Origin of the sequence: Prosthecobacter sp. (genome assembly GCF_046154365.1) — a bacterium.
Classification (GTDB): domain Bacteria; phylum Verrucomicrobiota; class Verrucomicrobiia; order Verrucomicrobiales; family Verrucomicrobiaceae; genus Prosthecobacter.
Genome location: NZ_JBJXFV010000006.1, coordinates 122673 through 136480 on the forward strand (window position 1 = coordinate 122673; position 13808 = coordinate 136480).

Here is a 13808-nt window from a genome sequence, read left to right on the forward strand (position 1 = left end):
TTTTTGCCAAGGTCACAGGCTGGACGTGCGGCGTGCGCTCGTTAGCATCGGCGGATGGATCAAAATTGGACTGACAAGATCGTGATCGTCACTGGCGGCGGCGGTGGCATGGGGCAGGCGGCGGCGAAGCGTTTTGCTGACGCCGGTGCGAAGACCTTTGTGTTTGGACGCACACTGGAGTCGCTCCAGGAAAGTGCGGCGCTCTCCTCAAACATCATCCCCATCGTCTGTGATGTGGCGGATAGCGCCAGCATCGCCACAGCGATGGCGGAAGTGTTGAAACACGGCACGCTGCACGCGCTCATCCACACGGCGGGCATCAACACGCCAGATCGCTTCATGGCGCATGCTGACCCGTCACGAATCGCCAGCGAGGAGAGCTGGCGGAAGGTGATGGAGATCAACGTCATCGGTGTGGCGAACATGATCCAGGCCGTCGCGAAACCGATGGCGGCGAACGGCGGCGGCAAAATCGTCGTCGTGTCATCCACGGCCGGGCATGGCTATGACTCCTTCGCCGGCGTGCCTTACACCGCGAGCAAGTGGGCCGTTCACGGCATGCTTTTGACCGCGCGCATGCAACTCAACGCACACGGTATCGTCGTTTCCGAATACGCCCCCGGCGAGGCGGACACTCCGCTCGTCAAAAAGCGCCCCGTGCAGCCATCGGCCAAGCACAAGGAAGCCATGATCACCTGTGCCGACTGCGCTGACGCGATGTTCTTCATCGCTAGCCAGCCGCACAGCATGAGCATCGTCCAGCTTCCCGCCTATCAGCCCTTCGGCGGTATGCCGCCGCAGATCACGCTGCCGTGGCTCGATGCGTTTGAGATCAAACCGAAGTGACGCGGTGGTTCACGGCTGAGTTTTCTTTAGCCGCAGATGCGCGCTGAGAAAGGAGTCAGCACACCGGCTCCGCCACACCGTGGTGCTGCATGGCGGCTTTGACGAAGCCGTGGAAGAGCGGGTGCGGGTTGTTCGGCTTGCTGAGGAACTCGGGATGGAACTGGCAGGCGACGAAGTAAGGGTGCGCGGGCAGTTCGATGATCTCGGCGAGATCGCCCTTCGGGCTGGTGCCGGAGATGAGCAGGCCTTTGCCTTCCATGAGTTCCTTGTAGTCGGAATTGAACTCAAAGCGGTGGCGGTGGCGCTCGGTGATGGTGGCGCTGTGGTAGAGTTCGAAGGCCTTGCTGCCGGGGACGAGATCGGTGACCCAGGAGCCGAGGCGCATGGTGCCGCCGAGCTGCTTCACCTTCTTCTGCTCCTCCATGAGGCTGATGACGGGATGCGGCGTGGTCTTGTCGAACTCGGTGCTCGTAGCGCCTTTGAGGCCGCAAACATTGCGCGCGAACTCGATGACGGCGATCTGCATGCCGAGGCAGACGCCGAAATAAGGAATGCCTTTTTCGCGGGCATAGCGTGCAGCGGTGATTTTTCCCTCGGTGCCACGGTCGCCGAAGCCGCCGGGGATGAGGATGCCCTGAAGGCCGGTGAGGTAGAGTTCGGGGCCAGCCTTTTCGATGCTCTCGGCATCGACGCGGACGATGTCCACCTTGCAATCATTGGCGGCTCCAGCGTGCGTGAGGGATTCGTAGATGCTCTTGTAGGCGTCTTGCAGCTCGATGTATTTGCCGACGACACCGATGCGGACGTGGTGCGTGGGATGGATGACACGCTGCACAAAGCTGCGCCAGCGGGTGAGATCGGGCTGCGGCGTGGTGAGGTTCAGCAAGCGGCAAACGTTGTCGTCGAGGCGCTCCTCGTGCAGCTTTAACGGCACTTCGTAGATGGTGTGTTTGACGTCGCGCACTTCGACGACGGCTTCGATGGGCACGTTGCCGAAGAGAGAGATTTTTTCGCGCACATCGAGGTCGAGCGGGTGCTCGGTGCGGCAGAGGATGATGTGCGGGGCGATACCGATCTCGCGCAGCTTGGCGATGCTCTGCTGAGTAGGTTTGGTCTTCAGCTCCTGCGCGGCCTTGATGTATGGCACGAGCGTGGCGTGGATGAACAGAACGTTGCCAGCGCCGACCTCGTGGCCGAACTGACGAATGGCTTCGAGGAAAGGCAGGCCTTCAATGTCACCGACGGTGCCGCCGATTTCAGTGATGATGACGTCGCCACCCATTTTCTCGGCGACTTCGTGCATGCGGGCCTTGATCTCGTTGGTGACGTGCGGGATGACCTGCACGGTGCGGCCCTGGTATTTGCCGGCGCGTTCCTTGTCGAGCACGCTCTGGTACACTTGACCTGAGGTGAGGTTGTTGAGCTTGGAGAGGTTGGTGTGCGTGAAACGCTCGTAGTGGCCGAGGTCGAGGTCGGTTTCGGCACCGTCATCGAGCACATACACCTCGCCGTGCTCGTACGGGTTCATCGTGCCGGGGTCGATGTTCAGGTACGGGTCAAACTTCTGCATGATGACCCGCAGGCCACGCAGTTCGAGCAGCGTGCCGAGAGAGGAAGCGGCCAGACCTTTGCCAAGTGAGCTGACGACGCCGCCGGTGACGAAAATGTATTTCATGATGGTTCTCGGTTCGCGGTTCTCGGTTCGCAGTTCAAGAGGAATGTTTTTGCAGATGCTGTTCGATGGCACGGGCCTGCTCGGGCGTGTCCACACCGGGCGAAAGCTCGTCGGTCAGCACGACGCGGATGCGGGCGCCGTTTTCGAGGGCGCGGAGCTGCTCCAGGGACTCGGTTTGCTCCAATCGTGACGGTGGCCAAGCTACGAACTGGAAGAGGAAGCTGCGCTGAAATCCGTAGATGCCCAGGTGGCGGTAGCTGCGCGGCCAGGCTTCGGGATTGCGCACAAAGGGCAGGGGCGAACGCGAAAAATAGAGTGCGTCGCCATGCGTATCGAAGATGACCTTCACCACATTCGCGTCGCTGATCTGCGCCGGGTCGTGAATCGGTGCGGCGGCGGTGATCATTTTGATGCTGGCATCGTCGCGCATGGTGCAGGCCAGTTCGTCGATGAGGGCAGGGGAGATCAGCGGTTCATCGCCCTGCACATTGATGAGGATGCGATGGTCCGGGAATGAATTCGCGGCCTCAGCGATGCGATCCGTGCCACTGGGATGATCGGCTGAAGTCAGCACGAACTTGGCACCGAAACTGGCAGCCGCTTCAGCGATGCGGGCGTCATCCGTGGCGATGATGATGTCGTCGATCTGCTTGCAGTCCTGGCAGCGCTCCCAAACGTGCTGCACGAGCGGTTTTCCGGCGATGAGGTGGAGCGGCTTGCCTGGGAAGCGGGTGGAACCCCAGCGGGCAGGTATGGCGACGAGGGTGCGGGAAGTGTCGGAGGTTGCCAAGGTGTGGTAGAGACGAGCAGGTTCACCTGAGATGACGCGGATGAGCGGGTGATGCAAGAACGAATTGGCCGCGACCAAGCGGCCAGTTCTTCCTCCCAACACTGTGATCGGCGTACCGAATCACTTCGGGACGCCGACCACGATGGCCATTTTCAGGCGGGCAATCTTCAGGAAGTCAGGTGAACCTGCGGCTGCCGCTCACTTGACGTGGGCGGAGACGAGCTTGGTCATCTCAAACATGGTCACCTGGCTCTTGCCACCAAAGACGGCCTTCAGCGCTTCGTCGGCGTTGATGTTGGTCTTCTTGGCCTGGTCCTGGAGGCCGTTCTTCTTGATGTATTCCCACAGTTTCTTGGTCATTTCTCCGCGTGAGAGCGGCGTGGAACCGATCACCTTCGCGAGGATCTCATCCGGCTGGACGGGCTTCGAGAGGGCGGGGTTCAGTTTGCGTACTGGTTTTGGATTGGGTTGGTCGGACATAGGGAGGTGACGCTGGCGGCTGAAGGGCCGTGGGTCAATAGCGGGGATGAGGCTGTTTTGTCCGCGTATTTCGAGCAGCACCCGTCTTTTGCGAATTTGATGATTGCGACAGATGTGCGGCAAACAGCCTGTCTCGGCTGCAAGCCGCAGGTTGCGGGAAAGCGCAGTGTGTGGCAGGGCCATGGACGTTATGAACGCTTTTGTTGAACTCGATCAATTGCTCAATCCGGCACACCCGTGTTTCACGGTGGAGACGGCGGCGAATCTGCTCAAAATTGAGCCTGACGCCGCCAAGATGGCGCGAGTGGAAGAACTCTCCGCCAAGGCCAACGAAGGAAAACTCACGCGTTCAGAGGAGAGCGAGTATTGGAGTCACATTTACGTCGGCAAGCTCATGTCCGTGCTCAAACTCCAGGCCAGGTTGTTTCTGAAACGCGCTGCATCGTAGATCATGGATCGCGAGCTGCGTGAGCGTGTGAAGCAACGTGCCGGCGGGCGCTACGAGTACTGCCGTCTCAGGCAGGAACATGAGGCCGGGACGCCGTTCCACGTCGAGCATGTCATCGCGCAACAGCATGGCGGCACTGATGCTTTTGACAATCTGGCCCTGGCCTGCTGCTGGTTCAGGCCATCAACGATCAACTCAAGACCATCAACTGTTCTCCAGCAGCCGCACCTTCTTCTCCACCAAAGGCAGCCACAGGCTCACCCGCGTGCCCAAGCCTTCGCGGCTCTCGATGTCGATCTCGCCGCCGTGCTCGCGGATGATGCGGCGCACAATGAGCAGGCCCAAACCGGAGCCGGTGCTGCGTGTCGTGGCGAAGGGCTGGAACAGCTTGCCCATCTGCTCGGGGCTGATGCCTTTGCCCGTGTCTTCAAAGCTCAGGCGCACCTCGTAGTCGGTGAAAGTGCCGTTGATCGTCAGCGTGCCGCCGTTCGGCATCGCCTGGCAGGCGTTGCGGATGAGATTGTACACCGCTTGCTTGATCTGACCGGGATCGAGCGGCATGGCGGGCAGATCGGCCCGCAGGTCGAGCTTGAGCTTCACCTTGGCCTGCTCGATCTCCGGCTGGAGGAAGCGCACGCATTCATCCAGCAGCTCGCGCAACTGCACGCGCTGAAGCTGCGGCTGCGTCGGACGGATCGCCGCGAGGAACTGCCCAATGATGAAATCCAGCCGCCGGATCTCGCCGGTGGCTACGTCCAGGTGCTCGCGCAGGCTCTCGCCCTTCGCGCCCATCTTCTTGAGGCGGCGTTCGAGGAGCTGGAGGTGGATCGTCAATGAATTGAGCGGATTGCCCAGTTCATGCGCCACCCCGGCCGCGAGGAGCGTGAAGGCGTTCAGACGCTCGCTTTCGAGCTGCTCCTCGGTGCGCTTGCGCGTCTCCGTGACATCGCGGATCAGCATCACGAAGCCCAGCGGCGAATCATCGTCGATGCTGGTGATGTAGAAGTTGAGGTAGCGGTTTTCGGGATAAAACACCTCCAGATCACGGCTCACCACCGTGCCGGGCTTGAGCAGTTCGTTCCAGTCGAGACCCCGCACGCCTTGGGCGAGCCGTTGACCCAGCACCTGATCCTGCTGCATGCCGAAAAACGTGCATGCGGCCCGGTTCACGTAGCTCACCTTGCCCTCGGTATCGAGCAGGATGACGCCCTCCTGCAACGCCTCGAACACTTTCTCCTGAAATTTCTTCTCCCGCAGCAGCTCCAGCACGATGCCCTGGACTTCGCCCGGTTCCAGGCGGTCCATGCGTTTGATAAGCTTGTCGATGAAGGCAGATCTCATACACTGGCGGTCATGAACGACATCCTGATCGTCCTTTGCACCTTCCCGGACCTCGGCAAGGCCCGCGAGACTGGCACGGCGCTGGTGGAATCGCAACTCGCCGCCTGCGTGAATCTCATCCCCGCCGTCGAATCCATCTACCGCTGCGAAGGCCAGGTCGAAACCGCCGCCGAGGTGCTGGCCATCTTCAAAACCACGTCCGCCGCCTGGCCGCGCTTCGAATCACGCCTCCGCGAACTGCATCCCTACGACGTGCCGGAAATCGTCGCCCTCAAACCAGAGCAGGTGGCGGAGAGCTATGCGCGGTGGGTGGGGGAGTGTGTTATTGAACTGGGCAGACGCTAAATGTCATAGACCTTGGAGGCGCGGGGATGTCTTGGCTGAATGACAAAGCGGCGGAGGTGGAAGGCGCGGACCGGTATCATTACCAGACGTTGATGGATGACATCCATCTCAACCCGGTGCGGGCGCGGATCACGTCGCCGAAAGAGCACACGATGGCATCGATATTCTTGTTCAGATTGACACATTCGACGTAGAGGCGACGCTGAAATACGAGACCTGGATCATTCGCTGAAATAATTTTACTCAGAATCCCATGAGCATCACCGACATCATCAAAGAAGTTCAAACCGCCCTCAAAATCGAAGCTGACGGTGCCGCTGGCCCGCAGACTTGGGGAGCCATCCACCAGCGCATCGTGGGCGGGAAAACCAACGCCAGCGCGGCGAAGGCACCGGTTCCCACCATGGGCACGGTGGATTCCAGGAGCGAGACCAGCATCGCCACGCTGCAGCTGGACGTACATCCCCATGCCCGTGCCCTGGTGCAGCGCGCGGCGGCGGCGGGCATCACCATCAAGATCATCAGCGGCACGCGCACCTTTGCCGAACAGGATGCGCTTTATGCCAAGGGACGCACCGCACCGGGAAACAAAGTGACCAATGCCAAAGGCGGCTTCTCCAATCACAACTTCGGCATCGCCTTCGACATCGGTGTCTTTGAAGGGACCACCTACAAAGGTGAATCGCCCAAGTACAAGGCTGTGGGCGCCATTGGCGTCGATCTGGGCCTGGAGTGGGGTGGCAACTGGAAGACCATCGTGGATGAGCCGCACTTCCAGCTCCGCCCCGCATGGGCTGCGGGCCTGGCCGAACGGGACATGCTCGCGGAGCTGCGGCGGCGGAAAGAAGTCGGCAAGCCGGTGTTTGCCTGACGCCATAGACCTTCAACCAATCCTTCCTCCCCATGCGCATCGCGGCCTACAACGTTGAAAACCTCTTCAGCCGCACGCGGGCGATGAACGGGGATGATCCCGCCAAGACCACGGATGTGCTGGCGGATGTCGCCATCCTGCAAGGACTGATCGAGAAGCCGGTCTATTCCGACGCTGACAAGGTGGCGATGCTAAAGCTGCTCAAGAAACACAAGGCGCTCGGCGAGTCGGGGCCGTTCTTCCTCCAGGAAACGCGGCGGCGGTTGGTTTCCAACGGGAAGATCATCGCGGATGGCCGCGGCGGCTGGATTGGGTGGATCGAGTGGCGGCGGGATTTGTTCCAGGCACCGATGATCCAGAACACGGGGCGTGTCATCACGGCGGCCCATGCGGATGTGCTCTGTCTCGTCGAGGTGGAAAACCGGCCGGTGTTGCGGCGCTTCAACGAGACGATCCTTGGTGTCGCGCAGTATCCGCACGCGATGGTGATCGACGGCAACGATGAACGCGGGATTGACGTGGGGGTGATGAGCCGGTTTCCCATCGTCGATATGCGCAGCCACGTCGATGATCCCGATGCCGTCACGAAACGACCGGTGTTCAGCCGCGACTGCGCGGAGTTCGAGATCGACGTGCCGGGCAGCCGCAAGCTGTGGATCCTGTGCAATCACTTCAAGAGCCGGGGCTACGGCTCGAAGGCGGACAACGATGCGAAGCGCAAACGCCAGGCCGCGCGCGTGGTCGAGATCTTGAAACGCTTCGATCTCGCCAAGCAATGGGTCGTGGTCGCCGGTGATCTCAATGAGCTGCCCGGCTCCGATTCGCTCGCGCCGTTGCTGGGTCATGCGGGCTTGCGCAATGTCTTCGACATGCTGCCGGCCGGCGAGGATCGCTGGACGCACCGCGACGACGCGGTGCCGAGCAAAAACGACCAGATCGACTACCTGCTCGTCTCCGCCGCGCTCGCGTCCCGCCTTCAGAAGACCGGGATCGACCGCACGGGCATCTGGGCCTCGGCCAAGAAGACACGCGACAAGCATCCGCCCATTCCTACCGTGACTGGCGACACAAATGCCGCGAGCGATCACGCGCTGGTGTGGGCTGACTTTGATCTCAAAACCTGAGAAGCCGCTTGGACTCCTCCAAAGCAAACTTGGCGTCGGTGAAGGGCTGCCAACTGATGTCGAGCCAGCGGAGTTTGTTGGATGGGTCGATTAGCAGGGTGGCGTGGAGAGATTCTTTTTCGAAGTCGTCGTAGGCGCGGACTTTTTTGAAGGCTGCGAGGCTGCTGTCGCTCAGGATGGGGAAGGGGAGTGGCTGGTCTTTTTTGAGGGAGAGCTTCTCGCGAATTTTTCCGGCGACCTGAGTGGGTTCCAACGTCACGGCGACGAGCTGGATGCCTGCTTGGTCGAAATCGGCGGCGGCTTTGGCGAAGGCCTGGATTTGTTCGACGCAGTGGCCGCAGTCGTGGCCGAGGTAGAACATGAATAGTGTCGGCTTATTGGCTGTGAAGTCGGTGCTCTTGACGATCTTGTTGTCGAGCGTGAGGGCTTCGAAAGTGGGAGCATCGGGGGCGTGCCAATGGACGGGGCCGAGTGATTCGATCGGAGGGCGGATGCCGCTGTCGGTGCGTTTCGGTGCGGGCGCAGGCCAGTCGCCGGTGATGGCGAAGGTTTTGGCGAGTGTGTCGAGGCGTTTGGCGAGGGGGAGGTCGCGGTCGAGGGCGAAGGCTTGCTTGCGCAGTTCCTCGAAGGCTTTTTTGGCGTCGTCGGTTTTGCCGCAGGCGTGCAGGACTTCGGCTTTGGCGGCGAGGCCGGCGAGGTCTTGGGGGAAGTTCTTGGCGAGGTCGGCGGCTTTAGTTTTGTCGTCAAGTTTGAGCCAGTAACGGGCGAGGCGGTCTTTGGGGACGTCGGTGTCTTTGAGGGCGTCGAGGAGCTTGGTTTGGGCTGCTTTGGGCTGCTTTTCGTCCAGAAGAGCCGTGAGAACCTTCAATTCGGCGAGGGCATTGTTCTTGGCTTTGACCTCGGGTTTTTCGGCGGGCTTGTCGGTTTTCTTCTTTGGGTCGGATTTTTCTGACTTGTCGGGCGAGTCGGCTTTTTTGGGTTTGAGCTTGCTGGTGTCGATGTTGACGAGCTTCTGCTCGGTTTTGGCGGCTTCGAGAGCTTTGAGTGACTCGGCGAGCAGTTTGGTGTCACTTTGATGATACGCGGCGAGGCCTTGGGCGCGGAGGCGGGTGATGTCGTGGGCGGGGTGGCCGGCGGGCGTGGCGGTGAAGGTCTTTAAATCGGCCCAGAGTTCCCATTTGATGAGGGTTTCGATCAAGCGGGTGCGGCCGTAGCTGGCGGAGGTGGTTTGTTTGTCGAGGGTGTTGTAGCTGGGATGGCGTGGATTGCCGATGAGGCTGTGCGCGAGGCCGATGGCGGCTTTGGCGCGGCCGAGGTCGTTGTAGGTGCGGATGAGCCACTCTTCGTTGTGGGCGTAGTTGTGGATTTGATCGGGCAGGACGAACTGGCGGATCATGTAGGCGTGATCGACGCGGGTGCTGGCCTCTTGCTGCCAGGCGGCATCATCAGGGCGTTTCAATTTGGAAAAGGTATGGCCAGGCATGTGCCACATGTGGGCGATGCCAGGGGCGGCCTGACCGCATTGCGCACCGGATTTGAGAGCGAGGATGGGCTTGCTCTGATCCCACAGGTGGATGCGGTAGTGATGCGCGGGGTGATTGGGAACAGCGGCGAAGATTTGATCGAGCAGGGCATCGACGGCCTGATTGCTGGAGATGGGGGCCTCGGTGCGGGAGAACCAGATGCGCCAGACGAGGAAGGCTTTGGCTTCGATGTCTTTCGGATCGTCCTGCACGAGGGTTTCGAGGTCTTTGATGCAGTCGAGGCTGCGCTGTTTTTTGTCGCGCTTGTCGTCACCTTCGCGGTAGAGGGTTTCGAGGACGGCTATCCACTTTTGCTCGCGTGGCGTGGCCTTGGCTTTGAGTGGTGCGGCTTTTTTGATGAAGGCACGGGCGCGTTTTTCGTTGTTCACGTTGGCCATGGCCATGCCCCAGTAGGCCATGGCGCAGTCGGGGTCGATGGCGGCGACCTGACGGAAGGAGCGCTCGGCTTCATAATACCAGAAGCCGTGAAGCTGGCCGACGCCCTGCGTGAAGAAAGTCTGCGCGTCGGTTTTTTTGGAACTGATGGGGAATTTGACGGCGTCGCCACAGCCGGGAATGAGCACGGCGGCCTGCCGTGGGCCTTCGTTGAAGGCTTCACCATGCGCGGAGTGGCCGGGGAGTTCGTCGGCGGCGAGGCGGAGCGTGAGAGCGAGGAAGAGGGCCAGAGGGGGGCGGGGCATGAGTGCTCAGTGCTTAGTGCTCAATTTTTGAGCGGTTTGGATGGAGGAATGGAAAATGGAGAACTGAAAATGGCAAAATGCTCAGAGGGATGACCACTGAGCACTTTGAACTGAGCACTAAGCACTTTGGCGATGACGCCGAAGCGAATGCTGGTGTGAATTATTTGCCGTAACCGGGAGCAGCAGCGCCGTTTTCGTTGATGTGGCCGGTGGTCCAGAGGATGCCGCGGGTGATGAGATCGAGGTAGCGGGCGTCGCTGACGGTGGCGGTGTTGTGACCGATGGTGGTGGAGAAGATCTTGGTCTTGTTCGGGCCGTATTCGTTGGTCCAGGCGACGACGGCAGTGGTTTCGGTGGCTTTGGCGTCGGGAGGAAGGGGTTCGCCTTTTTTGGCCTTGGGCGGGACGATTTGAGTGCCGGAGGCGATGGCTTTGCCGGTGAGAACCTGGATGTTGTTGTAGAGTTCCTCGTTGATGGTGGTCCAGTTTTCGAGGCCCTGGGTGATGGGGCTGGTTTTGTCAGTGAAGGTGATGGCGATGGGCTGCTGCGGGCCGTGGCCGGTGGACTGGAGGCCGAGCATTTCATACCAGCCGGCGTTGTCGGCACCGGGTTTCACGGCTTCGCGGAAATTGCCCCAGCGGTAGCTGTGCATGGCGCAGTGGAGGTTCACGGCGGGTTTGCCGGCTTTGTGCGCGCCGAGGATGGCCCCGACGTAGGCAGGGTCGGTGACATCGGCACTGCATTCGTCGTGGATGATCACGTCGAAGTCCTTGTCCCAGTCTTTCGCCTTATAGATTTCAAAGGTGGCCTTGGTGCTCTTGTCGGGGTTGTAGGCGATGTCCACGACCGCGTTGAGTCGTGCTTCGATGCCTTCTTTGAGGGCCATGGGCTGCTTGTCATACTCATGGCAGCAACCACCGGCGACGATGAGGACGCGGAGTGGTTTTACGGGAGTGTCGGCGGCGTTGGCGAAGAAAAGGGCGGCGGTGAGGGCGAGGGTCGCGATAGGAAAGAGAAGACGCATGGGTGGTGGATGGTTGGGGGCTGCGATGTTGATTGCAGCGTGGATCAAACGTGGTGTCGAGGGGAAAATTGCGGCGTGTGCTTTGACAGGATGCACATCTTTGGCGAAAGCTGATGCGTGGGAGATTTTCTATTGTTTGATGATTTGATGCACTGGAGCGCCGTCTCCGGGCGCTTCACACCATCTGCGCGGCTGGCGGTGATGGGTGATCCAATCGCGCATTCACGCAGTCCGCAGATGCACAATCCGGCGCTGCAGGCGTGTGGCATCGAGGCGCAATACATTCGCGTGCAGGTGCCGGTAGGGCAGGTGGCGGCGGCGTTTCGTCAATTTGCGGCCTGCGGCTTTCTCGGAGTGAACATCACCATCCCGCACAAGTTTGAGGCGCTGGATGCCGTGGACGTGCTCGATCCGCTGGCGCGGCAGCTCGGCGCGGTGAACACGCTGGCGATTCGGGATGGCAAACTGCATGGCTACAACAGCGACGGGCCGGGCTTTCTGCGCTCGGTGCGTGAAGTGTTCGGTGTCGAGGTGCAAGACCTGCGCGTGCTGATTCTCGGTGCCGGTGGCGGTGCTGGGCGGGCGGTGGCGGTGCAGTGTGCGCTGGAGCACTGCCCCAAACTCCTGCTGGCGAACCGTACGGTGTCAAAAGCAGATAAGCTGGCGGATGAAGTGACAAAATTTTCACCGAGGAGTGAAGTGCGCGTGATTCCGTGGACCGATGAGGCGGTGGCGGCGGAGATGAACGGGATCGATTTGATCGTGAATGCGACCTCGCTCGGCATGAAGCCAGACGATGTGAAACTCCTGCCAGGGGAGGCGCTGACGGCACGACACCTCGTGTTCGACATGGTTTATCGTGCCGCTGGCGAGACGCCGCTGCTCGCGGATGCAAAGCTGGCTGGCGCAAGGACGGCGGACGGTCTCACGCTGCTGCTGCACCAGGGTGCGATCTCATTCGAGCACTGGTTTGACCAGCCTGCGCCGCTGGAAGTGATGCGTGAGAGCTTGCGTAATGCCGTGATGGCGTAAAGATTGCCACCACATGACTTCGACTCGGCATTTTGCACTCAGCTTTTTCGGGCCGATCCTGATGGGGGCGATCTATTGCGGACTGGTTTATCAGATCTGGGACTGGCTGGACCACCAGCGGATCCCGCCGCTGGTGGCGATGCTGGTGGGTAGTGTCGTGGTGGCCATGGCCACACGCTGGTTCGTGAGGAATTTCATCCCGGTGCGCTGCATCTTCTGCGGCGGTAAGAGCTATGAGATTCCCGATCGGGGTAACCGTTTCATGTGCCGTGTCTGCGCCAAAGACCACTGACGGCCTGTTTTGTGGCAATAAATCGCCTTGCTCAATGTCGTGAAAGTCGTTACCTGTCCGCAGCGTTTGACTCTCCAGCTTCGCTAGGCGGCCATTCGGTTTTCTGAGCGCGCCTTTTCCCAATAGACTTTCCCCGCATGATTTTTTCTTTGTCGCGTCCACCCACCCCGCATGATCGGGAGACAGCAGACGCGTGCATGTCGGAATCGAGTCCGTGCTGATATGATGTTTGCAGTACGTTTTTCTCGAATGATTTTCCAGGTGGTTGCCACACGGCGGCCTGGAGTTTTGAACACACCCGGAGGTATCCCATAAGCAATCCATTCCAGCAGTTGAGCGGCGGCAATTTCGCCCCGCGTCCCCAGCAAAACCAAGGTGCGGGCGGCCCGCCGCCGCCACGGCCCGCCGGTCCCCCCGTCCCGCCCACGGGTGCCCCGCGTCCCGCAGGTCCACCATCCGGCGCACCACGTCCCTCCGGCCCGCCGCGTCCAGGTGGTTACTCCAGTGGTGGTCCGTTTCGTCCGGGTGGCGGGAATCGTCCCGGTGGTCGTGATCGGCCCAACGGCCGCTTTGTCGATCAGACCCGTATCAATGAGCGCATCCGTGCGCCCAAGGTGCGTGTCGTCGAGGAAGATGGACATCATCAGCTCGGCATCATTCCCACGTCGCAAGCCATTCGTATCGCCAAAGAGCGTGGTCTTGATCTGGTCGAAGTAGCGCCGAATGTCGATCCGCCCGTGTGCAAAATCGTCAACTACGGCAAATACAAGTATATCCAGGAGAAGCACAAGAAGGAGGCCCACAAGCATCAGAAGGGCGGCAAGGTGAAGGAGATGAAGTTCCGCATCGGCATTGATCCGCATGACTACTTGATCAAGATCACGCATGCTGAAGACTTTCTGGCGGAAGGCCACAAAGTCCGCATCCAGCTCCAGTTCCGCGGCCGCCAGATGGCGCATCAGGAACTCGGGCATCTGCTTGCCAAAAAGATCAAAGCGGACCTCCTCACGATGGGTCATCTGGATCAGGAACCCAAGATGGCGGGCCGTAACATCAATATGCAGCTCAGTCCGCTGCCGGAGCGCCAGCGCCACCGCAAGTTCAAGACGCACCTCAAAGGCGTCACCGACCACAGCGACATCCTGCACGCGGAAGGCCACGATCCGCGTGAAGATAAACACGACGCCGAGGAACATCACGACGACCATCATGATGACAACCACAAGGCACCACCTGCGGCAGCGGCAGATCCCGCAGTTGAGCCGGAGAAGGTGCCGTGAACTGAAGGGGCAGGGTAAGAAGTGCTCAGTGCTCAG

Annotated in this window: 14 protein-coding genes and 1 pseudogene; 9 read left to right on the forward strand and 6 right to left on the reverse strand. The window is 60.5% G+C overall.

Features of this window, described 5'->3' with window-relative positions; translation table 11 throughout:
* Positions 1–54: 54 nt before the first annotated feature.
* Positions 55–846, forward strand: a complete 792-nt coding sequence (locus ACKVY0_RS00720; RefSeq protein ID WP_409212859.1) for an SDR family oxidoreductase — start codon at positions 55–57, stop codon at positions 844–846.
* Between the two features lie 55 nt (positions 847–901).
* On the opposite strand, the gene ACKVY0_RS00725 is transcribed toward ACKVY0_RS00720, so the two are convergent.
* The 3 genes from ACKVY0_RS00725 to ACKVY0_RS00735 form a co-directional block, all read right to left on the reverse strand.
* Entirely contained in the window at positions 902–2521 is a 1620-nt protein-coding gene (locus ACKVY0_RS00725) for a CTP synthase (RefSeq protein ID WP_409212860.1), read from the reverse strand.
* A gap of 34 nt (positions 2522–2555) precedes the next feature.
* Positions 2556–3311, reverse strand: coding sequence for a 3-deoxy-manno-octulosonate cytidylyltransferase (kdsB, locus tag ACKVY0_RS00730; RefSeq protein ID WP_409212861.1), 756 nt, complete (start codon positions 3309–3311; stop codon positions 2556–2558).
* 198 nt (positions 3312–3509) lie between these two features.
* Positions 3510–3791: an SWIB/MDM2 domain-containing protein gene (locus tag ACKVY0_RS00735; protein ID WP_409212862.1), complete on the reverse strand. Its 282-nt coding sequence runs from the start codon at positions 3789–3791 to the stop codon at positions 3510–3512.
* A 190-nt stretch (positions 3792–3981) separates the two neighbouring features.
* Here ACKVY0_RS00735 and ACKVY0_RS00740 point away from each other — a divergent pair, with 190 nt between their 5' ends.
* Both ACKVY0_RS00740 and ACKVY0_RS00745 read left to right on the forward strand, forming a co-directional pair.
* Positions 3982–4239, forward strand: a complete 258-nt coding sequence (locus ACKVY0_RS00740; protein WP_409212863.1) for a hypothetical protein — start codon at positions 3982–3984, stop codon at positions 4237–4239.
* A gap of 3 nt (positions 4240–4242) precedes the next feature.
* Positions 4243–4398: pseudogene (locus ACKVY0_RS00745) on the forward strand (HNH endonuclease); the annotation flags it as partial.
* A gap of 45 nt (positions 4399–4443) precedes the next feature.
* On the opposite strand, the gene ACKVY0_RS00750 reads toward ACKVY0_RS00745, so the two are convergent.
* Complete coding sequence (locus ACKVY0_RS00750; RefSeq protein WP_409212864.1) at positions 4444–5580, reverse strand: two-component system sensor histidine kinase NtrB; 1137 nt, start codon at positions 5578–5580, stop codon at positions 4444–4446.
* 12 nt (positions 5581–5592) lie between these two features.
* On the opposite strand from ACKVY0_RS00750, the gene cutA reads away from it, so the two are divergent.
* From cutA to ACKVY0_RS00765, 3 genes are all read left to right on the forward strand, one after another.
* A complete protein-coding gene (gene cutA / locus ACKVY0_RS00755) occupies positions 5593–5925 on the forward strand; it encodes a divalent-cation tolerance protein CutA (protein WP_409212865.1) in 333 nt (110 codons plus the stop codon).
* A 253-nt stretch (positions 5926–6178) separates the two neighbouring features.
* On the forward strand, positions 6179–6796 hold the full coding sequence (locus ACKVY0_RS00760; protein WP_409212866.1) for a M15 family metallopeptidase: 618 nt from the start codon (positions 6179–6181) through the stop codon (positions 6794–6796).
* Positions 6797–6828: 32 nt separating this feature from the next.
* Positions 6829–7920 (forward strand): endonuclease/exonuclease/phosphatase family protein, encoded by a 1092-nt coding sequence (locus ACKVY0_RS00765; protein ID WP_409212867.1) that lies wholly within the window; start codon positions 6829–6831, stop codon positions 7918–7920.
* Here ACKVY0_RS00765 and ACKVY0_RS00770 read toward each other — a convergent pair.
* Entirely contained in the window at positions 7910–10144 is a 2235-nt protein-coding gene (locus tag ACKVY0_RS00770) for a redoxin domain-containing protein (protein ID WP_409212868.1), read from the reverse strand. The genes ACKVY0_RS00765 and ACKVY0_RS00770 overlap by 11 nt on opposite strands.
* A gap of 160 nt (positions 10145–10304) precedes the next feature.
* A complete protein-coding gene (locus ACKVY0_RS00775) occupies positions 10305–11168 on the reverse strand; it encodes a ThuA domain-containing protein (RefSeq protein WP_409212869.1) in 864 nt (287 codons plus the stop codon).
* Positions 11169–11315: 147 nt separating this feature from the next.
* Here ACKVY0_RS00775 and aroE point away from each other — a divergent pair, with 147 nt between their 5' ends.
* The 3 genes from aroE to infC all read left to right on the forward strand — a co-directional run bounded on the left by aroE (position 11316) and on the right by infC (position 13772).
* On the forward strand, positions 11316–12200 hold the full coding sequence (gene aroE / locus ACKVY0_RS00780) for a shikimate dehydrogenase (protein WP_409212870.1): 885 nt from the start codon (positions 11316–11318) through the stop codon (positions 12198–12200).
* 13 nt (positions 12201–12213) lie between these two features.
* Positions 12214–12492 (forward strand): hypothetical protein, encoded by a 279-nt coding sequence (locus tag ACKVY0_RS00785; RefSeq protein ID WP_409212871.1) that lies wholly within the window; start codon positions 12214–12216, stop codon positions 12490–12492.
* Between the two features lie 332 nt (positions 12493–12824).
* Positions 12825–13772: a translation initiation factor IF-3 gene (gene infC, locus ACKVY0_RS00790; RefSeq protein WP_409212872.1), complete on the forward strand. Its 948-nt coding sequence runs from the start codon at positions 12825–12827 to the stop codon at positions 13770–13772.
* The last annotated feature ends 36 nt before the right edge of the window (positions 13773–13808 follow it).